Annotated in this window: 17 protein-coding genes; 9 read left to right on the top strand and 8 right to left on the bottom strand. The window is 40.0% G+C overall.

Annotated features, from left to right (window positions below; all coding sequences use genetic code 11):
• Positions 1 to 41 precede the first annotated feature (41 nt).
• The gene (locus BGO42_RS14410) at positions 42 to 1673 is read left to right on the top strand and encodes an LVIVD repeat-containing protein (protein ID WP_273244609.1); all 1632 of its coding nucleotides are present in this window, start codon (positions 42 to 44) and stop codon (positions 1671 to 1673) included.
• A 60-nt stretch (positions 1674 to 1733) separates the two neighbouring features.
• On the opposite strand, the gene BGO42_RS14405 is transcribed toward BGO42_RS14410, so the two are convergent.
• Both BGO42_RS14405 and BGO42_RS14400 read right to left on the bottom strand, forming a co-directional pair.
• On the bottom strand, positions 1734 to 2849 hold the full coding sequence (locus tag BGO42_RS14405) for a GNAT family N-acetyltransferase (protein ID WP_273244611.1): 1116 nt from the start codon (positions 2847 to 2849) through the stop codon (positions 1734 to 1736).
• A gap of 8 nt (positions 2850 to 2857) precedes the next feature.
• Positions 2858 to 3808: a transporter gene (locus BGO42_RS14400; protein ID WP_273244612.1), complete on the bottom strand. Its 951-nt coding sequence runs from the start codon at positions 3806 to 3808 to the stop codon at positions 2858 to 2860.
• 122 nt (positions 3809 to 3930) lie between these two features.
• Between BGO42_RS14400 and BGO42_RS14395 the strand changes: the two genes are divergently transcribed.
• The 4 genes from BGO42_RS14395 (at position 3931) to BGO42_RS14380 (ending at position 9478) form a co-directional block, all read left to right on the top strand.
• A complete protein-coding gene (locus BGO42_RS14395) occupies positions 3931 to 4206 on the top strand; it encodes a DUF4834 family protein (protein WP_177733771.1) in 276 nt (91 codons plus the stop codon).
• 81 nt (positions 4207 to 4287) lie between these two features.
• The gene (locus tag BGO42_RS14390; RefSeq protein WP_273244615.1) at positions 4288 to 6723 is read left to right on the top strand and encodes a YfhO family protein; all 2436 of its coding nucleotides are present in this window, start codon (positions 4288 to 4290) and stop codon (positions 6721 to 6723) included.
• A 6-nt stretch (positions 6724 to 6729) separates the two neighbouring features.
• Positions 6730 to 8007, top strand: a complete 1278-nt coding sequence (locus BGO42_RS14385; RefSeq protein WP_502686368.1) for a glycosyltransferase family 4 protein — start codon at positions 6730 to 6732, stop codon at positions 8005 to 8007.
• Position 8008: 1 nt separating this feature from the next.
• Positions 8009 to 9478, top strand: a complete 1470-nt coding sequence (locus BGO42_RS14380; protein WP_177733774.1) for an MATE family efflux transporter — start codon at positions 8009 to 8011, stop codon at positions 9476 to 9478.
• An 80-nt stretch (positions 9479 to 9558) separates the two neighbouring features.
• Here the strand turns inward: BGO42_RS14380 and BGO42_RS14375 are convergent, their stop codons facing one another.
• Positions 9559 to 10269: a hypothetical protein gene (locus tag BGO42_RS14375; protein ID WP_273244617.1), complete on the bottom strand. Its 711-nt coding sequence runs from the start codon at positions 10267 to 10269 to the stop codon at positions 9559 to 9561.
• A gap of 325 nt (positions 10270 to 10594) precedes the next feature.
• Here BGO42_RS14375 and BGO42_RS14370 point away from each other — a divergent pair, with 325 nt between their 5' ends.
• Positions 10595 to 11788 carry a M28 family peptidase gene (locus BGO42_RS14370; RefSeq protein WP_273244619.1) on the top strand — a complete coding sequence of 398 codons (1194 nt, stop codon included), beginning with the start codon at positions 10595 to 10597 and terminating at the stop codon, positions 11786 to 11788.
• Positions 11789 to 11969: 181 nt separating this feature from the next.
• Here the strand turns inward: BGO42_RS14370 and uvrA are convergent, their stop codons facing one another.
• Positions 11970 to 14756, bottom strand: a complete 2787-nt coding sequence (gene uvrA, locus BGO42_RS14365; RefSeq protein WP_273244621.1) for an excinuclease ABC subunit UvrA — start codon at positions 14754 to 14756, stop codon at positions 11970 to 11972.
• Between the two features lie 314 nt (positions 14757 to 15070).
• On the opposite strand from uvrA, the gene BGO42_RS14360 reads away from it, so the two are divergent.
• Positions 15071 to 15655 carry an RNA polymerase sigma factor gene (locus BGO42_RS14360; RefSeq protein ID WP_177733782.1) on the top strand — a complete coding sequence of 195 codons (585 nt, stop codon included), beginning with the start codon at positions 15071 to 15073 and terminating at the stop codon, positions 15653 to 15655.
• 50 nt (positions 15656 to 15705) lie between these two features.
• A complete protein-coding gene (locus BGO42_RS14355) occupies positions 15706 to 15849 on the top strand; it encodes a hypothetical protein (RefSeq protein WP_177733784.1) in 144 nt (47 codons plus the stop codon).
• A gap of 33 nt (positions 15850 to 15882) precedes the next feature.
• Here BGO42_RS14355 and BGO42_RS14350 read toward each other — a convergent pair whose 3' ends face one another.
• Positions 15883 to 16551, bottom strand: a complete 669-nt coding sequence (locus BGO42_RS14350) for an endonuclease III domain-containing protein (RefSeq protein ID WP_177733786.1) — start codon at positions 16549 to 16551, stop codon at positions 15883 to 15885.
• Positions 16552 to 16585: 34 nt separating this feature from the next.
• Here BGO42_RS14350 and bcp point away from each other — a divergent pair, with 34 nt between their 5' ends.
• Entirely contained in the window at positions 16586 to 17038 is a 453-nt protein-coding gene (bcp, locus tag BGO42_RS14345) for a thioredoxin-dependent thiol peroxidase (RefSeq protein WP_273244624.1), read from the top strand.
• A gap of 47 nt (positions 17039 to 17085) precedes the next feature.
• Here bcp and BGO42_RS14340 read toward each other — a convergent pair whose 3' ends face one another.
• From BGO42_RS14340 to BGO42_RS14330, 3 genes are all read right to left on the bottom strand, one after another.
• Complete coding sequence (locus BGO42_RS14340) at positions 17086 to 18561, bottom strand: TonB-dependent receptor (RefSeq protein WP_177733790.1); 1476 nt, start codon at positions 18559 to 18561, stop codon at positions 17086 to 17088.
• A 172-nt stretch (positions 18562 to 18733) separates the two neighbouring features.
• Entirely contained in the window at positions 18734 to 19174 is a 441-nt protein-coding gene (locus BGO42_RS14335; protein ID WP_273244626.1) for a hypothetical protein, read from the bottom strand.
• Positions 19175 to 19227: 53 nt separating this feature from the next.
• Positions 19228 to 20811 (bottom strand): hypothetical protein, encoded by a 1584-nt coding sequence (locus BGO42_RS14330; RefSeq protein ID WP_273244628.1) that lies wholly within the window; start codon positions 20809 to 20811, stop codon positions 19228 to 19230.
• Between the last annotated feature and the right edge of the window lie 419 nt (positions 20812 to 21230).

The raw sequence follows: 21230 nt of genomic DNA, 5'->3' as shown, positions 1-21230 counted from the left end.
TAACATATAAAAGGAGTATTTTTGCCACAAATAAAATGAAAATGAAATTAAACAGATTAACAGGAATTGCCGCATTAGCGCTTTTTGCAACCGTAATTGGTTGTCAGTCAGATGATACTAACGGATCAAATTCAAACGGAGATGCTGATAAAGTTATTTTAAACTCAGACATCAATGCTTTAAATCAAAGAATTAACTTTTCAAATTCAGGAGTTTTGGACATGGTAGGTGCTACTTCTGGAAAAATGACAGGAGCTGCCAGTGATTTCCCGCTAACATTAGTTGCCGAAATTAACGCGCCAACCTATAACGGGCACACGTTGAGAGCGACACATGTGGATGTAGCCAATCAATATGCTTATGTGTCATACAATACCGAAGGGGAAACCTATTTGGGAGCGATTGACGTAATCAATATTTCAAATCCTAATAACCCGCAGTTAGTAGTTCAGGCGATTTTCCCGAACAGCGACATCAGCGCGGTTTCTTATAACAACGGAGAATTATTCATTGCAGGAGCAACCAGCATTGATTCAAATCCGGCATTAACAAGCCCTGCTTTTGCTGCTAAAATGCCATTGCAAAACGGTTTGTTAACAACAAACTATACACCAAATACCATTCTTGGAAATGTAGCTACTGATATTTTTGCAAACAGCTCTAAATATTATGCAGTTTCCGGTTATAACGGAGAATTGGTACGTTACAACAGATCCGGAAATACTTTTGAAGCAGCTATTCCGGTTGCCGATTTAAGAGCTTTAGGAAGTGTAGACAACAAAATTGTAGTTCTAAGCGGAACTCAGGGTGTAAAAGTATATGATGCCAATTCATTTGCTTTACAAAACGCATTCACCACTTCTCAGGATGTTTCAGATGCTAAAAGAACTATCGGTTTTGCTGATAACAGCAGAGTTTTAGTATCGGAAGGATATAACGGATTAGGTGTTTATAACTATGCTACAGGAAACAAATTACAAACTATCGCAATCCCTACAAATGTAGCCGGAGTTGAGGTACAGGATATCGTTACCAATGCAGTATCAGTTAACAATAATAAAGCATTTGTTGCTAACGGTGCAGCAGGATTGTATATCTACAACACTACAGGAACTTTAAGCCTTTTAGGTTCATTGCCGCTAAACGGTTCTTCTAACTATGTGAAAAGTGCCGGTGACTATATTTTCGTAGCAAACGGAAACGGTGGATTGAAAATCATCAAAATGTTAGCAACGCCTAACAATACTGTTGACTGTACAAACTTCCCTAACTATCCTGGTGACCAATGGTTAAATGTAAACTCAGGTCAGAACTTACAATATAAAGGTTCAGCTTCTGTACAGGGGGTTAACGTAAACGCTAACCTTACTTTCTGCGGATCTTTAGCAGTTTCACAGGGATTAAATGTAAACAGTGGCGGAACATTCTATATGAAAGGTTCTTTAGCACAGGGACAGGTACACAACCCGTACAACTCATTGAATGTAAACAGCAATGCTAAATTGAAAATCGAAGGTAGTGTAGTGATCTATGGTAACCTGGTATTGAACAGCGGAGCGACATTGGAATTCGTAGGATCTGGTTCTTCAATCACTATCCACGGATCGGTAACAAAAGGAAACAATGTAACGATTACAGGAACTTATACCGATACGTTTAATAAATTAAACTAATCGGATACTCTCAGAAATAGAAATGAAAAAGCCCTGAATGTTAATTCAGGGCTTTTTTTATTATAAATCCTTTCTAAACGTTTTGCGGCGTTTGTGGATAAGCGGATTAAAGTTTTTCCATAGCTGCTGGATCTTTTTGTTTTCTTCCAGCTGCGGGTTTGTTTCGACCGATTTAATGCCTCTTTCGTTAAACACCTGGTACATGCGTTTCATGATTAAAGCAGTAACCCCTTTGTTCTGGTATTCCGGATCAACGCCAATAAGATAAAATTCGGCATGATCGTTCTTTTTCATCGCCCTTAGCAGGTGCAGGAAGCCAAAAGGGAATAATTTTCCGTTTGCTTTCTGGAAAGCCTTTGAAAAGGATGGCATGGTAATCCCGAAAGCGATCATTTTACCGTTTTTATCCGTTACACAGGTAATAAAATCCGGGTGGATAAAGGAAATGTATTTTTCTTTGTAATGATCAATCTGGAATTGCTCAATAGGCACAAAACTCTGTAATTCGGCATAGGTCTTATTCAGCAAACCAAACATTTCGTCTACATAAGGAAGGATGTCTTTGGTTGTTTTAAAATTCAGACTCTTTACCTCATAACGCTGTTCGATAATGCGTGATAACGGTTCTACTTTGCCTAAATCCACCTGGGTGGCATCGATCTTAAATTCCAGCCATTCCGCTTCTTTGGTAAAGCCCAGTTGTTCCAGATGCTCCGGATAATAAGCGTGGTTGTACAATCCGATCATCGTTGCGATCTGGTCGAAACCTTCCGTGAGCATACCGGCTTTATCCATATTCGAAAAACCAACCGGTCCTTCAATATACTCCATATTGTTCGTTTTGCCCAGTTCGGTCACCTTGTCTAATAAGGCTTTGGAAACGGCAAGATCATCAATAACATCAAACCAGCCAAAGCGCACTTTGGCCTTGTGCAGTTCCTTAACCTCCGTCCAGTTGATAATTGCGGCAATACGCCCCACAACTTTTTGATTTTTATAGGCCAGGAAAAAGTGTGCCGTTACACTTTTAAAGATGTCGTTAGACTTATTAAAACTCTTGAGTTCGTCTTTTATTAAAGGCGGAACCCAGTAAGCGTTATTCTTATATAACTGAAAAGGAAATGTAACAAAGTCTGTCATTTCCTTTTTAGTGATTGCTTCTTGTATGTGAATCATTTTAAATACTATTGCGTTTCTATCTCATCAACACGTTTTTTCTTCTCTTCTTTTTTACCGTCCTTTTTGCCTTTTTCTTCTTTACCGCTCTTAATTTCGATTGGCTTGTAGTTTTTGTCAAAACGCCATGAGAAACCGATTCCGCCAATAATTAAGGATGGCGTATCTTTGATATTCGCTCCTATTGAAGCATCGATCTGAAGGTTTTTGCGAAGCAGGTAAGCTGCACCGCCTCTGAAGATCACATCGGAATAATAATCACTCTGGTAACCCTGGTTTTCTATAAAAGCCGACCATTTCTCGTTGATACCTCTTGTTAGCGTTAAAACGTAACCGTAGCTGGAATAATCGGAAGTGAATTTATCGGCGATAAAGTTACCCACCAATACCCATTGTGCCCCGAAATGATTCTGGGTGATCAGCATGGCTTTCGGACTGAAAGAAGGCTCGTCCGGATACCTGTAAATATTGGAAGCACCAAAATTAGCACCTACATAAACCCCGACTGCCGGTACAAACTGACGCCATTTAAAACGGTGGTTTGCTTTCCAGCTGTAAATGTTTACTTTCTCTTCGTGATTTTTAAAAGGATCATATACCAGGTATTTGGCCCCTATGGTGGCCTGCCTGATACCGTTTCGGTTCGTATCGTAATAATCGGTTTTATAACTGTCAAACTGGTATTGGATATCCGCAATAAACTCCAGCTGCTCTAAGAAAGCACCGTATCGAAGACTTAATTCCCCGCCAAAACCCGAAGACTTATATCCCAGATATTTGTGCTTGTCATTAATATAATACGTACCGGCTTCTGCCTGAATTACGGTTTTACCTACCGAGAAAGCACCGTGTGATTTTCCGGGGCGGTTCGAGTTGATCTCATCTGTAAACTGGGCGTAATTTAATGAGGTGGTAAAAAGTAAAAGACCTGCAATTTTTAATTTAAAGTGCTTTATCATGGGTAAGTTGCGTTTCAATAGAATATAAACGTAATTCAAATGTAGTTATTTTATTATTATTTTAAGAAATAGAATTTATTTTTAAACGAATGATTTATTAAATTTGACAAAATTTATATATTATGGATACGGCATCATTTAGCGGTTTTGTGCGAACATTGTTATGGATTATCGTTATTTTTTATGCGCTAAAATTTGTAATGAAGTTATTGGCACCTTATTTTTTGCAACAGGTTGTGAAAAAAGCAGAGCAAAACTTCCAGCAACAGCAACAATACTACAATCAGCAAAATACACAGCAATCGCAACAGCAAAATACTCAGGCTAACTTTTCTTCCGATAAACCCAGAGAGAAGAAAAAAGTAGGCGAGTATATCGATTTTGAAGAGATAGAGTAGTGTTTGAAACCTGCTCTTTTTCTTTTTTTACAAGACATTTATTTCTATTTTAGCCTACTATTATTAGGCTAAATTCTTTTTATGAAAAACCTTTCTAAATTTTACCCACATGTACTGGCAATTTTTGGCTTTGTACTGATCTCTTTATTGTATTTCCATCCTGTACTACAGGGTAAAAAAGTATTCCAGTCCGATATTGCTCAATATATCGGGATGGCAAAAGAACAGAACGACTTCAGAAAAACAACAGGCGATGAGCCTTATTGGACAGACAGTGCTTTTGGAGGGATGCCAACTTATCAGTTAGGCGCCAATTATCCTAATAATTTTATCAAACAACTGGATTCTGTTATCCGCTTTTTACCGCGTCCGGCAGATTATTTATTCCTGTATTTTGTAGGATTCTATATTTTACTCCGCGTGTTCAGGGTAGATTCGCTCAAAGCCTTTTTTGGCGCTCTGGCCTTTGGATTCTCGACCTATCTGATTATTATTTTAGGAGTGGGACACAATGCAAAAGCCCATGCAATAGCCTATATGCCAATGGTGGTTGCCGGAGTGATCCTGGTTTTCCGGAAAAGATACCTGCTGGGAGGACTGCTCACTATGGTGGCAGCAGCATTGGAAATCAATGCAAATCACTTCCAGATGACGTACTATCTGCTATTATTCCTGTTGGTAATAGGCATCTGTTTTACCATTCAGTATATCAAAAACAAAGACTTTAAAAACTTAGGAATTGTTATCGGAATTTTTGCTGTAGCCGGTATTTTGAGTATCGGTGTCAATGCAACCAACCTGATGGCAACTTCCGAATATGCCAAATACAGTACCCGAAGCGACAGTGAACTGACATTCAATCCGGACGGCTCTAAAAAAGAAAGCAATAACGCGATGTCCTATGAGTATATCACCGAATATAGTTATGGTATTGCCGAAAGCTTTAACCTGATTGCCCCTCGTTTATTCGGAGGTTCCAACCATGAAAACGTAGGTGTGGATTCGCCAATGTATGAAATGGTTTCCAATCAGGGTGCTTCACCGGAACAGGCAAAAGACTTTGCATCAAGCGTACCGACCTATTGGGGCGATATGCCTATAGTTGCCGCTCCGGCTTATATTGGTGCGGTGGTTTTCTTCCTGTTCATCTTAGCGCTGTTTATCGACAAAAGAAAAATCAAATATGCCTTTCTTGCCGGTGCCTTGTTATCGTTATTCCTGTCATGGGGAAAACATTTACCGGCACTGACGAATTTCTTTATCGACTATGTACCGATGTACAATAAATTCCGGGCCATATCATCCATCCAAGTAATTCTGGAACTGTGTATGCCGGTTTTAGCCGTATTGGGCTTACAATCCTTTTTTAAAGCCGAGGAGAAAGAACGCTGGAATGCTTTATGGAAATCCGGCGCAGCAGCTTTGGGAGTAGTGGTAATCTTACTATTGTCCAAAGGAATGTTCAGCTTTACCGGAGGAAACGACAGTTACTATTTACAGGCTTACGGAGAAATGGGTGCACCATTTATCCAGGCATTAAAAGAGCAGCGTGCTGCGATGTATGTTTCCGATCTATTGCGTTCCGGAACATTGATCCTGTTGGCAGCGGCAGTATTATGGCTGTTTACAAAAAACAAACTGTCACAGGTTACGGCTGTTGTACTGGTAGGTGTATTAATGGTGGGCGATTTGTTCTTTGTTGATAAAAACTATGTAAACAGCGACAGCTTTGTTACAGCACGTCAGGCAGATGTTCCTTTTGAAGAAACACCGGCCGATGCACAGATATTACAGGATACAACACACTACAGGGTATTTGAAGTAGACGGTAACATGTCGAGTGCAAGAGCGTCCTATTTCCACAAATCTATCGGTGGTTACCATGCGGCAAAACCAAGAAAAATGCAGCAGCTGTTTGACTACCAGATCGCGAAAAACAATATTGGTGTATTGAACATGCTGAATGTAAAATACATCATCCAGAAAGATAACGAAGGAAAAGACATTCCGTTGAAAAATGCGGAGGCAAACGGAAATGCGTGGTTTGTGAGTGAGGTGAAAAAAGTAAACACACCAGATCAGGAAATGAAAGCGCTGGACAAACTGGACACTAAAAAAATAGCGGTTCTAAACCAGAAAGAATTTGCCAATGCGGTAAAAGGAAGCACTTTTGTAAAAGACTCTTCGGCTGTGATTACCTTAAAGGAGTACAAACCGAATTACCTGAAATACACCTCGGATAACCCGAATGAAGGATTGGCTGTTTTCTCGGAAGTATATTATCCGAAAGGCTGGAAAGCGGTTATAGACGGTAAGGAAGTACCGCATTTTGCCGTGAACTATGTATTGAGAGCGATGGAAGTTCCGGCTGGAAAACACACCATTGAATTTAAATTCGAACCGGGAGTGGTTAAAAAAGGAAGCCAGATTTCCTTATTCAGCTTTATTGCAATGCTGATACTGATTATTGCCGGAATTTATTTTGATGCTAAAAAGAAAAAAGAAAACGCAGCATAACTGATAATGAAAAAAGTACTGATCATAACCTATTATTGGCCGCCGGCCGGAGGACCCGGTGTACAGCGCTGGCTGAAGTTTGTAAAGTACTTACCGGACTTCGGAATGGAACCGGTGGTTTATATTCCGGAAAATCCAACCTATCCGTTATTGGACCGGCAACTGGAAGAAGAAGTTCCGGCTAACATCACGATACTTAAAAAGAAAATTACCGAGCCCTATGCATGGGCCTCGGTTTTTTCAAAAAATAAAACCAGGAAAATCAGTTCCGGGATTATCCCGAATAAAAAAAAGCAGTCGTTTTTAGAACGTTTAATGCTGTGGACAAGAGGTAACCTGTTCATACCCGATGCCCGTGTATTATGGGTAAAACCGTCGGTTGCCTATTTGTCGGAATATATTAAAGAAAACGGAATTGATACGGTTATCACTACCGGACCACCGCACAGCCTGCACCTTATCGGGCTAGCACTGAAAAAAAAGCAACACATCAAATGGGTAGCCGATTTCAGGGATCCCTGGACCACTATTGGCTATCATAAAGCGCTAAAGTTATCCTGCTATGCCGCTAAAAAGCACAAAGACCTGGAACGGGAAGTAATGCAGGAGGCCGATTTCCTTTTGGTAACCAGCCAGACCACTAAAAAAGAATTTGAAGCTATTACGAGCAAACCAATTCATGTTATTACCAATGGGTATGATGTGGAAAAGGTTGTCAAAGAACCTTTGGATGAAAAATTCACCTTAGCCCATATCGGCTCCTTTTTATCGGAACGCAACCCGAGAATACTCTGGAAAGCCTTGAGCGAACTGGTAAAAGAAGAACCCGGATTTAAGGAGCACTTTCAGCTGAAACTGATCGGGGCAACCAGTCAGGAAATCATGGAAACGATAGACGAGTTTAAACTGGCTCCGTATGTAAACAACCTGGGCTACGTTTCCCACCAGGAAGCGGTACAGCACCAGCGCAAATCGCAGGTACTGTTACTGATCGAAATTGATTCGGAAGAAACCAAAAGCATCATACCGGGAAAACTGTTTGAATATATGGTTTCCGAAAGACCAATACTCGCTATCGGACCGGAAGAAGCGGATTTTGCAGGCATACTGAAACAAACCAATACCGGTGTTTTTGCCCTGTATGAAGAAAAAGACCTGGTCAAAGAAACGCTTTTAAAATACTATAAAGCCTACCTGGAGCAAAACCTGAAAGTATATCCGGTAGGACTGCAGCAATACAGCCGTAAAAACCTGACGAAACAATTAGCCGATTTATTGAAATAGCATGGGAATTGTCATTAATCAATCCATAAAAAACACGGTGATAACCTATATCGGATTTGTAATAGGGGCTGCCAATACGCTTTTTATGTATCCTAAATTTTTGGGAGAAACCTATTACGGACTGACGGGCTATCTGCTTTCTTCGGCGAATATCATCATGCCATTGATGGCTTTTGGCGTGCACAATACCCTGATTAAATACTTTACCCATTATAAGACCGAAAAAGAAAAAGAAGAATTCCTGACCTTTGTGTTGTTTCTCCCTTTCCTGCTCATTATCCCGATGTTTCTTTTCGGAACCTTCGGATATTCGGCTGTAGCATCGTTCCTGTCCCGTAAAAACCCGATTATCTTCGATTATGTATGGCAGATTCCGGTGATCGGTTTGTGTATGGGCTATTTTGAAATATTTTATGCCTGGGTAAAAGTACACATGCAATCCGTTTTCGGAAGCTTTATCAAAGAAATCGCCCTGCGTATTCTCATCACGGTTTTCCTGTTTGCCGTTTACTTTAAATGGATCAGTCCGCTGATGTTTATCAATGCACTGATGGGCATCTATTTAGCGACCATGCTATTGATGCTGTTTTATGCCTTTAAAGTAAAGCCCATTGTTTTCCGGTTCCGGCTTCCGGCCAATAGCAGAGCCGTATTGGTCTATTCCTCCTTTATTATTCTATCGGGCAGTATTGCAAACATGCTTCTGGATATAGACAAAAACATGATCGGGCAGTATATCGCGATCGAAAACATAGCCTATTATTCGGTAGCCATCTTTATTGCTACGGTAATATCGGTTCCCAGCCGGGCAATGCACCAGATCACTTATCCGATTACAGCAAAGCTGATGACGGAAAACAAACATGACGAACTGAACGACCTGTATAAAAAAACATCCATATCGTTACAGGTAGTCGGCGGATTGGTCTTTTTGGGAATACTGGTTAATATAAATGAACTGTACACCATGCTTCCCCAAAATTACCGCGGCGGAATTTTCGTTGTTTTTGTGATCGGACTTTCCAAATATTTCGATTTGCTGCTGGGAAATAACAATGCAATCATTTTTAACTCCAAATACTATCGTGCCGTTCTGTTTTTAGGACTGCTGCTGGTGTTTCTGACCATCAGCCTTAACATGTTTTTTATCCCGAGAATGGGTATTGAAGGTGCTGCGATAGCCACCTTGATTTCGATAACATTATACAGCCTGGCAAAGCTCCTTTTTGTGGTCATGCGGATGAAACTGTTTCCGTTTTCCAGAAACACCTTATATTCTTTCGGAATATCATTGTTTTGCTTTTTTGCCTTTTACTATTGGGATTTTCCGTTTCACCCGGTCATCAGTATCGGAATGAAATCAGTCCTGATCACCATCGTTTACCTGTATCTGAACTATTTCTTTAAGATTTCCGAGGATATCAATATGGTACTGCTCAAAGCCTTGAAAATGGCAAAACTCATCAAATAAGAAAACCCGCTCAACAACGGATTGTCTTGCGGGTTTCTTCAAACTAACCAACCAAAATTTTAAACTAACTACACTTAAAATTATTTTTTACTGTCTTTTATCGTTTTGATGTCTTCATTGCTCATCTTCGCTTTGGTACCATCGGCTTTATAATAATAGTAATCATCGTCATTGCTGCCGGTACCTGAGCCGTAGTTGTTATCGTCATAATCATCATTGTCATAAACCGGATAACCGCCATTGCTATAAGGAGCATAAGTATAATTTTGAGACGCATTGTTCACAAAACCGCTGATGTCGATAATCTGCCCTCTGCGGTTGTAAAAAATACGCAAGCCACCTACCTGTGACAAGGCAAAACTGTTATAGCTCATATATACTGTTCCCACTCTTTTAACGCGGTTAGCACTATCGTAGTTGATAAAAACATTACCTACGCGTTTCACTCTTCCGAAATTATCGTGCTCGATACGCACACCATAGTTGGGTGTATAGTAACCGCGGACATTACCACGGGTTGCCGGAGCGCCGTAGGTTGCATTGACACCGCCACGTCTTGTTCGGGTGTACACCACGGTTTCTGCAGGCTGGGTGTTGAAATCAAATTCACCGTTCGGGAATATATAAAATGCTATGCCTCTTTCCATAAACATAATCGGTTCCGCATTTCGATAGTCAATGCCATAACGTGGTCCGCTACCATTGTTGTCAGAAAAAACAGGGTTTTCTGACGCATTAGCCATACTTCCTACCAGGAACATACTGGCTACTAAAAGTGTAAATTTTTTCATAATACAATAATTTAATAGTTTCCTACTCTATACGTTTTTCGGTTCCACTTCACGAAATCTGTTTTTAAAAAGATGTTCGTTGTTTAGGTAATTCCAATTTGCGTGCCAAAAAAAATTACAGAGGACGGCGGTGTGCCCAATAAGAATTAAAATAATAATTATCTGTCTGGATAACAGTGGCTTTCGGGAATGTTAAAAATGACGTAAGAAAATGATTTGCCCAAATAATTTAAAAGAACAAATGGGTGAAAGGATTAAAAAGTAGTATATTCGTTTGCCGATTTATCGTAATAACCCAACAATACTAAAAATAACTAACTAAAAAATGAAAATCTTAACGAAAAGTTTAGTGGTATCACTATTCGCAGCAATGTACGGGCACACAACCCAGGCCCAGACATTTGTACAGGCTTATGCGAATATTGTAAACCAGAGTTCCCAATCGGGGATTTTAACGAATCTGACCGAGTTTGAAAACCTGGGCGTCAAATACAGGGGAACTGTTGCGCAGGCTAACACACTGGAATGGCTGAAAAACAAATACCTGAGCTATGGTTATACCGCCAGCCAGCTCACGGAAGACACGTTTACCTATTCGGGAGCGACCTGTAAAAACCTGATCGTAACCAAGATCGGAACGCTTTATCCGAATACCTATGTGATTGTTTGCGGACATTATGATACGATTACCGGAACCGGAACGAACGACAACGGCAGCGGAACAGTAAGTATCCTTGAAATTGCCCGTTTACTGGAAAATATCCCCACAGAATACTCCATTAAATTCATCAACTTCAGCGGGGAAGAAGACGGTCTGAGAGGAAGCCAGCACTATGTGAGTACGGTAGTGAACGGAACGACCCCGAAAATGAATATTAAAATGGTATTCAACATTGACGAAGTGGGTGGAGTAGCCGGAAAGGTGAACAATACAATTACCTGCGAACGCGACACGTCCAGCCCGACAGCAAACAACGCTGCCTCAAATACCATTACCAACGAACTGATCCAGTGCGTGCAGCTGTATTCGCCGTTACAGACAAAATTATCCTATGCCTATGCCTCCGATTATATGCCTTTCCAGTCGAATGGCGAGGTAATTACCGGTTTTTTTGAAACAAACGAGACCACTTTTGCCCATACCGTAAATGACTTACTGGTTAATATGGATCCGGTATATGTATTTAATGTAGCCAAAGCCGCTACCGGAGCAACCCTGCATTTTGCCAAAGCAACCACGTCAGCCATCCTGAGCAGAGAGGATTTTGACAATACTTTTAATGTGAGTTTCTTTCCAAATCCGGTAAAAGATCTGCTAACCATTAACAAAGGGAAATTAGAAGCAAGTCATTATACTTTTTCGATTTTGGACATCAACGGAAAGCAGGTTTTAAATCATAAAGTAAACGATGCAAAATTGCTGGAAACAGTAAATGTAGGTACATTGAGCAAAGGAATCTATATGGGGGTGCTGGAAGCAGAAGGGCACCGGATCTCAAAGAAAATTATAATAGAGTAACAACTCTTTGTATAGCAGGATTGCTACAGTTTGGTATCTCAAATTGTGCAGAAGAAAACAACATTCCGTTATACCTTTGCCGCAAACCGAGAATAAACATTAAGGAAAAGTGGAAAACACTGGAAAAACACATATTCGATTAAACAAAAAGCCCTTCCCGATATCAGGAAGGGCTTTTTTATTATAGCTTGTCTTTTAAATATTTTCCGGTAATGGAAGCTTTGTTTTTGGAAACTTCCTCCGGTGTACCGAAAGCCATTAACTGGCCGCCGTTTTCACCGCCTTCTGGGCCGATATCAATAATATAATCGGCACATTTAATTAAATCCAGATTGTGTTCGATAACAATAATGGAATGCCCTTTTTCGATTAATGCCTCAAAAGAAGCCAGTAACTTTTTAATATCGTGAAAATGCAGACCGGTTGTCGGTTCGTCAAAAACAAACAATGCCTTGTCTTTTGTAACGCCTTTTACCAGGAAAGAAGCCAGTTTTATACGTTGTGCCTCACCGCCGGACAGGGTAGAAGAGGATTGACCCAATTGTACATATCCCAAACCAACATCCTGTAGTGGCTGTAATTTCTGGGTGATTTTGGTCTGACCGTGCAAATTGAAAAAAGCAATCGCATCGTCAATGGTCAGGGTCAGCACATCGTCGATATTTTTATTCTCGAAATTAACTTCCAGTATTTCCTTTTTAAAACGTTTTCCGTTGCAGGTTTCACATTCCAGGTGAACATCGGCCATGAACTGCATTTCGATTGTAACGGAGCCTTCCCCTTTACAGGTTTCACAACGTCCGCCATCGACATTAAAGGAGAAATGTTTCGGCTGATAGCCTCTCATTTTAGAAAGATGCTGTTTGGAGAACAAATCACGGATATCATCATACGCCTTGATATAGGTCACCGGATTGGAACGCGAACTACGGCCAATCGGGTTCTGGTCCACATATTCAATATGCTTGATATGGGAATAACTGCCTTTCATTTCGGTGAATTGCCCGGCTTTTTCGCCAACGCCTTCCAGCTGCTTCTGCATGGCAGGAAACAGTATCTTTTTAACCAAAGTACTTTTTCCGCTTCCGGAAACTCCGGTAATAACCGTAAGGCATTCCAGAGGGAAAGTAACGTTGATGTTTTTTAAATTGTTTTCACGGGCACCGATAATGTCAATATGATTTTTGAACTTCCTTCTTTTTTTAGGAACTTCAATTTCCATGGTACCGTTCAGGTATTTGGCGGTAAGTGAATCTGCTTTCAGGATCTCCTCATAAGTTCCCTGAGCAACAAGATCACCACCCAAAGTTCCGGCTTCCGGTCCGATATCAATGATCATATCGGCAGCCTTCATGATATCCTCATCGTGTTCCACAACAATTACGGTATTCCCTAAATTGCGCAGGTTTTCCAATACGGTTATCAGGCGTTCGGTGTCTTTGGGGTGCAAACCGATACTCGGTTCATCCAGGATATACATGGATCCTACAAGACTGCTTCCCAAAGAAGTGGCCAGATTGATACGCTGCGATTCTCCTCCGGAAAGTGTTGCCGAATTACGGTTTAACGTTAAATAGCTTAATCCCACTTCGTCCAGAAAGCGCAAACGATTGTTGATCTCGATCAAAAGACGTTTGGCTACTTTTTCATCATATTCAGATAAGGTAAGCGCTTTAAAAAAATCGATCAGGTTTTTAATTGGCAGATCAACCAGGTCGGAAATGGTTTTCCCGCCCACAAAAACATAATTTGCTTCCGGGCGCAGACGCTTTCCTTTACAAACATTACATTTCGTTTTTCCGCGGTAACGCGACAGCATCACGCGGTTCTGGATTTTATAATTTTTCTCTTCCAGTTCCTGGAAAAAATCATCCAGTCCGGTAAAGAATTTATTCCCTTTCCAGATCAGTGCTTTTTGAGCGTCTGTTAATTCAAAGAAAGGTTTGTGTATCGGGAAATCAAATTTATAAGCACTGTTTACCAATTGATCGCGGTACCAGCTCATGCTTTCACCACGCCACGGATAAACGGCATTTTCATATACAGACAGTGCTGTGTTGGGAATAACCAGCTCTTCATCAATACCGATTACGTTTCCGTAACCTTCACATTTCGGGCAGGCTCCGTAAGGATTGTTAAAACTGAACAAATGAACATTCGGTTCCAGGAAGGTAATCCCGTCCATTTCGAAACTGTTGCTGAACACGATGCGTTTCTCGCTATTTACTTCCTGTAAATAACATTCCCCTTTACCTTCATAAAAAGCAGTCTGGGCGGCATCGGCAAGGCGGTTGTAAAATTCTTCATCTTCCTTTACAACAATCCTGTCAATGATTAATAAAACATCTTTATTGTCCAGCGTATGCTGTTCGATCTCATCCAGACGCACCATTTGGTTGTCGACTAAAACACGGGCAAAACCCTGTTGCAGCAGCACCTTTAGCTTGTCTTCCAGTTTTCTGCCGTCTTCCAGGTGAATAGGCGCGAGTAGCAACCATTTGCTGTCCGGTTCAAATTGCTGAACCTGGTCAATTACATCCGTTACGGTATCTTTTTTTACTTCACGGCCGGAAACCGGAGAAATGGTTTTCCCGATCCGGGCATATAGTAATTTCAGGTAATCGTAAATTTCGGTAGAAGTTCCCACGGTAGAGCGGGCATTGGTGGTATTTACTTTCTGCTCAATGGCGATAGCCGGAGCAATACCTTTGATATATTCTACTTTCGGCTTGTCCAGCCTGCCTAAAAACTGTCGGGCATAGGAGGACAAACTTTCCACATAACGGCGCTGTCCTTCGGCATATAACGTATCGAAAGCCAGGCTCGATTTTCCCGATCCCGAAAGACCGGTCACAACCACTAATTTATTTCGCGGAATAGCGACATCGATGTTCTTTAAATTGTGTAGTTGAGCCCCTTTTATGATAATATTCTTTTTGGGCTCGAGTGTTGTGATATCCGTTTTCATAGCAAAAAATCAATGGAATGCAAAGATAGTCAAAAAGAAAATTTTTGTTTTTCTTATTGCTAAAGATTCTGATAAAAAAGTTATTCCTTTTTAAAGAGCCGGTTTCGCGGGATTCGGCCTGCATTTTTGATACTAAAAACAGGAAATTATTGTATGAAAATATGTTAATTTTTAAAATTGTGTTGCTATGTAACAAAATATTATGTTATATTTGGCTTAACATTAAATCTAATTTAACATTTGCCTATAGGATAAAAATACTTTTTAGAAAACATTTTTTCGAAAATCCAAACCAAAAACTAAAAGGTATTGTTATGGCTAATGTTGTACTTCCAGACGCTGTCTTGGTGAAAAATTATGTAGGTGGAGATGAAACTGCTTTGGCTACACTAATTGAAAGACATCAATCAAAAATTTATGGTTTTATTTATTCTAAAGTAATGGATCGTGAAATTACGGAGGATATATTTCAGGATACCTTTATTAAGGTAATAAAAACATTAAAAACAAAAAACTATAACGAAGAAGGTAAGTTTTTACCCTGGGTGATGCGTATTTCACATAATTTGATTGTCGATTATTTCAGAAAATCGAAAAAAATGCCTTATCACAGAGAAACGGAAGAGTTTTCTATTTTTTCTATCATGACCGACAACAGTCCGAATGTGGAAAACCGGATTATCAGTGAGCAGGTAGAAGTGGATTTACAGCGTTTAATCGAGGAACTTCCTGAGGATCAGAAAGAAGTACTGGTAATGCGTATGTATCAGGACCTTAGCTTTAAAGAAATCGCCGATTTAACCGGAGTGAGTATCAATACAGCTTTGGGAAGAATGCGTTATGCGTTGATGAACCTGAGAAAAGTGATCGAGAAAAATCAAATTATTTTAACGAACTAAACAATATTATATATAAAGATGCGTTATATTAGTATAATTAAAGCACTAATATGGCAAAACTTTACTCTAAGAAAAAAAAAGCAAGTCAAACTATGTTACCTAAAAAAGAAACTATAAGTTTTTTACTCAGTTATTCTAAAGCATTGAGTATTGTTAAAGTAGGTGATTTGACGTTTGAAAATCTTGCTAATTAAGGAACATCCCGGTACATAGTATCGGGATGTTTTTTATTTAGCGGTTTTCGGACTCTTTTTATAATACTCGTCTATAACCGATTTCCTTCCGATGGTCTGGGTGATAATATCTTTTTCCAGGCTCCATCCTCTTGCCGGAGAATATTCCCTGCCGTACCAGATGATCTGTAAATGCAGGTCGTTCCATAATTCACGCGGGAAAATGCGTTTGGCATCCTTTTCGGTTTGCTGCACATTTTTTCCGTTCGATAAATTCCAGCGGTACATCAGTCGGTGAATGTGGGTGTCTACCGGAAAAGCTGGAACGCCAAATGCCTGCGACATAACCACACTGGCTGTTTTGTGCCCAACGGCAGGCAGCTCTTCCAGCGCGGCAAAATCCTGCGGTACTTCGCCGTTGTGCTTGTCAATCAGGATCTGCGACAAACCGTGTATCCCTTTTGATTTCATGGGTGATAATCCGCATGGTCTGATGATCTCCTTGATTTCTTCCACACTCATTTTTACCATATCATACGGATTGTCAGCTTTGGCAAACAATAAAGGTGTGATCTGGTTTACCCGTACATCGGTACATTGTGCCGAAAGCAAAACCGCTATTAACAAGGTGTAGGGATCTTTATGATCTAACGGAACCGGGATTTCGGGATATATTTCATTTAACGTATTTATAACAAATGTGATTTTATCTTCTTTGGTCATTTTTGCCTACTTTTATAAAAACAAATATACGGCGATGACAACATTAAAAAAAGGCGATAAGGCTCCTAATTTTTCGGGAGTTGATCAGGATGGAAAAACACATACTCTGGCAGACTATAAAGGAAAAAAGTTAGTAGTGTTCTTTTATCCGAAAGCAAATACTCCGGGATGTACGGCCGAAGCCTGTGATCTGAGAGATAATTTTGAGCGTTTTCAGGCAAACAATTATGAATTGCTGGGTGTGAGTGCTGATAGTGCCAAAGCGCAGGGTAAATTCAAAGAAAAATATAGCTTTCCTTTTCCGTTACTGGCAGATGAAGACAAATCGGTTATTCAGGCTTTTGGCGTGTGGGGACCAAAAAAGTTTATGGGTAGAGAGTATGACGGGATTCACCGTACCACTTTTGTAATTGATGAAAACGGAATTATTGACGAGGTGATTTCGGAAGTAAAAACCAAAGCACATGCCAGTCAGATCTTAAAATAAGACATAAAAAAAGCCGGAATTTCCGGCTTTTTTTATAGGTATTTATCTTAATTGGAGGTTTCTTCTTCCAGTTGTTTTTGTTCGCCGCAGCCAAACAAGTGATTCACTTTAATCAGTTCGGCAATACCTTCCGGAAGCATTTCTTCCCATCCCTGCTGCCCGTCATGAATCATTTTTAAAACTTCACGGGAGAATATCTTTAAGTGTTCTTTATCAAAATCAGTGATATCCACCACTTTTCCGTTATAGGCAAAGAACTTGTACAGTTCTTTCATACGCGGATGCACTTTCAGGTTTTGAGAGGTAACAATGTTTCCGTCTTCATCTTCCATAGGATACAGGAATACTTTTAAGTCACGGTAGAATAATTTACCGAAGGCTTCCAGTATACCACCACTTAAATGACGGTAATATTTCTCATCAAAAATATCGATCAGGTTGCTCACACCCATAGCCAGTCCCATTCTTGCTTTGGAATACTCAGAGAAATATTCCACTACTTTATAATATTCCTGGAAATTGGAGATCATAACCGTTTGTCCTAATGAACAAAGTAGTTCGGCACGGTCCATAAAGTCACGTTCGTCAATTTCTCCTTCAGATAACAGGTTGGATAAAGTGATTTCGAAAATAACCATCGCATTTTCTTTGTCTACTTTTTTCTCTTCCAGAAACATTTCATAGGACTTCTGATACATGTCCATATTTACTTTGGTTACCGGGCGGAAACTTCCGCGTAGTGCCAGGATGTTTTTACGGTAAAGTATCGAAGCCGGCAGGATGTTGTTTCCGTCTGGACCAAACATCACTGCATCGGTCATTCCGTTTTTCACCAGCTGTAAGCTCATCAAACGGTTGTCGACATCTTTAAAACGCGGACCGGAGAAATTGATGGTGTCAATTTCCAGCTGGTCTTTGTCCAGGTGATCGTACAGGTAACGCAATAATTTTTTAGGATCATTGTGTTTATAATACGCTCCGTAAATAAGGTTAACACCTAAAATACCCAGGGTTTCCTGTTGCAGTCTCGGATCTGTTTCCTTAAAACGGATGTGCAGTATGATTTCGTTATAATCTTCTTCCGGGTCCAGCTGGTATTTAATACCAACCCATCCGTGTCCTTTGTATTGTTTGGCAAAATCAATTGTTGCTACAGTATTTGCATAACTGAAGAACATTTTGCTGGGATGTTTGTCTCTTTTTAAGCGTTCTTCTACAAGTCTTATCTCGTGAGAAAGCATTTTTTTTAACCTGCTTTCAGTAACATAGCGGCCGTCATCTTCCACTCCGTAAATAGCATCACTAAAATCCTTGTCATAAGCCGACATTGCTTTTGCAATTGTTCCGGAAGAACCACCGGCTCTGAAAAAATGCCTTACTGTTTCCTGTCCGGCGCCAATTTCAGCAAAGGTTCCGTAAATGTTTTTGTTGAGGTTAATGCGGAGAGCTTTTTCTTTTAGAGCGGGGATGTGTTCAATCTCCCGGTCTCCTTTTAAAGTAATTTCGTTATCTGAGTTTTTCATAAGTGCCATAATGTTGCAAAGTTAGCAAAATAGGCAGTCTAATAAAAGAGAATGATTCTATTTTAATAAAGTAAAAAGCAAAAAATGCCAATTGAAGCAGGGCGGTTGTGCTTTAATTGTTTGATAGAGAGCTGTAAAAAACAATGCCGGTTTTAAACCGGCATTGAAAGTGTTATTTGTTATGCTGCTGTAAATCAACAGCATTATTGTAATCTTCTTCGATAAAGATAAATTTGTATTCCCTGCTGTTTTTTGTTTCCAGTAATAAAATGAAATTTTTAGGATTCAGAAAATTCCGTATGCTCGCGGTATTTGTGGTGAAGTGCTGAATCTTTTTGTTATCAAAGATTATTGTCACGGAATCGGATAAACTAATGATATCGCTGGCACTTCCGAACATAAGATTTATTTGCTGCGTCAGAGAATTTTCCTTTGCTAACGGAAAGGTGTATTCTTTGGCCGATTTATAACTTTTTATCGTGATATCATGTCTGCTTTTGTTGATATACGTGTATTTTTCAATAAAAGTTTCGTCTACTATTTTACTGCAAAAAATCACTGAAAACATGATAATCAACAACAGTAAAAGTGATATAACTGACCGGTTTCTCATTTTCTTAATTTAGGGTTCTCCCGGATTTTTATAAACAGGAGGGAACGGTATTGTTATTGCATGTTCCAGAAACTAAAAGTAGCTTCAAGATTGCTTTCTGTTGGATTGTTAAATTTCGTTATGATACTGTTTTTCCAGGCATCCCAGGTTTTCTGGTTTTGCAAAGCATCTTCAATTTGTCTGATGGTATATCCGGAAACTTTGTCCTGATACGATTTTGGTAAAACATTCCAGGGGTTTGCATCGGTAAAATACCAGGTGCAGCTTCTTGTTTTGAATCCGTCAATGGCATCCTGTACCATTCCGGTATAACGTAATCTGTTGTAGGATGATTCATAATCGGTGTACACCATTCGGGTAAGGCTCCATTCAACACCGCGTGCCCATGTTTCCACAACAATCTTATCCGAATTTTTAAAGTTGCTGCCGCTGCTCATGCTCCAGTGTGAAGCGTGCCCCAGTTCGTGTATGGTTGTTGCGTAAGTACGGTATCTTGGATTTTGAGGATTAAAGATATGGATATGGCTGCCCAGTCCTAAAAATCGTCTTGCCGGTGATGCGTTTCCGTCATAATCGCTGTTGGTTTCATTTACCGCTTTGATTTTTAGCTGTGTTTTCCAGAAACCATTTTGCGGCGGTCTTCTTAAGCCTAAAATATTTTTGTAGTAGTAATGATGAGCAGCGCGGAATATCGTTGAATAGTAGCTGTGAATGCTGGTTGCTACGTGGTGAACATCCCAGTTTCCGGTTTTTTTAGGACCGTCTAATTTAGCTGTAGAAAACAACCATCCTTTGCGGATCTGGAAATCATATCTTTCGTAGTCGTAGCTGTAATTTGCCGGACGTTTGAATGTTCCGTCGCAGCTGTAGTAACCGTTTGCGTCTACAAAACCGGTATGTGTAGTGAACCATCTTCTGGCACATACTTTTAGTCCTTCAACACCAATGGTTCCTAATTTGTCGTCATACATCGTGATTCGTCCTGCCGGTCTCCAGCTGCTTCGTGCAGCAACTCCGATATTTTCTTCTTCATGATCGTTACCGGTTAATACTAAAGAACGTTCCACAAGTTCTTCGGGCGTTATTCCGTGTAATACTACCGGTGTTGGCGGATTTCCTTCTTTGATATCGGCGATTTTTTCTTCATCCGGGATAAAAAGCTCATCCAGGATCTGGTGTTCCACTTCCGGCATCGGTTTGTTCACCGGAATGGAAGCATAGCGATAACCCGGCTGGTCCTCTGCAACGCCTTCATCGCGGTAAGAATCTAAATCGTATCCTTCCGGGAAAGCAACATCAAGCGGGAAAGTGTACATGACAATAGTACTGTCCTGCTTTAAAAGATCCATCATGTCCTCATTTTGCGGCATGAATTTTACGTAATAGTGGGTGGTTGTAATGCCGGACATTTCTTTTGCACGGTCAATATCTCCTTCTGTTAACAGATCGGCGTATGCTCTGAGCATGTTTGTTACGGAATAGGGATTCTCAAGCTGTGTTGAGCCGTCCGGAAGCCGCTGACCTAATGTGGTGTTTGTTTTGGATTGGCTGTTTTGATCTTCATTCCAATCTTTTTTGTCACAGCTACCCAAAGTAAGTAGTGTGATCGCAATTAGTCCTAGTAAAACTTTTTTCATTGACATTGGTTAAAGGTTAGTATTATTTTTTCTCAGCTTTGCGAAATTATTAAAAAACAATTGATATGCAAGTAATGTGGTTTGTTTTTAATGTTTTGATAATGTTTAAATTATGTTTATAAATAAAGAAATTGAAGCTTCCGTATTGTAAATCAGGTACTGCAATCTATGACAGATGGCCTGTTATGAAAGAGTGTAAAACAATGGCTCTGAGTGATATATTTATATTTTTTGTTAGGTTTATTTGTAGTTTTTTAATTTTATAACTGGTGCGATTTGTGCTTATTTTGTAAAGAGATAAATTGCAGTGTCTGTTTTTGTTTTTTTTCGATTCAGGTGTAAAAAACGGTGTCTGATATTGGGAAGAGGTCTTAAAAAAAGCTGATGACTATTGATGGAAGCAATGCTAAAAAGGCGCT

It is taken from the genome of Flavobacterium sp. 40-81 (assembly GCF_001898245.1).
Taxonomy (GTDB): domain Bacteria; phylum Bacteroidota; class Bacteroidia; order Flavobacteriales; family Flavobacteriaceae; genus Flavobacterium; species Flavobacterium inviolabile.
The sequence above is the reverse complement of the archived record's forward strand: the minus strand, read 5'-3'. Positions and strand labels throughout refer to the sequence as shown.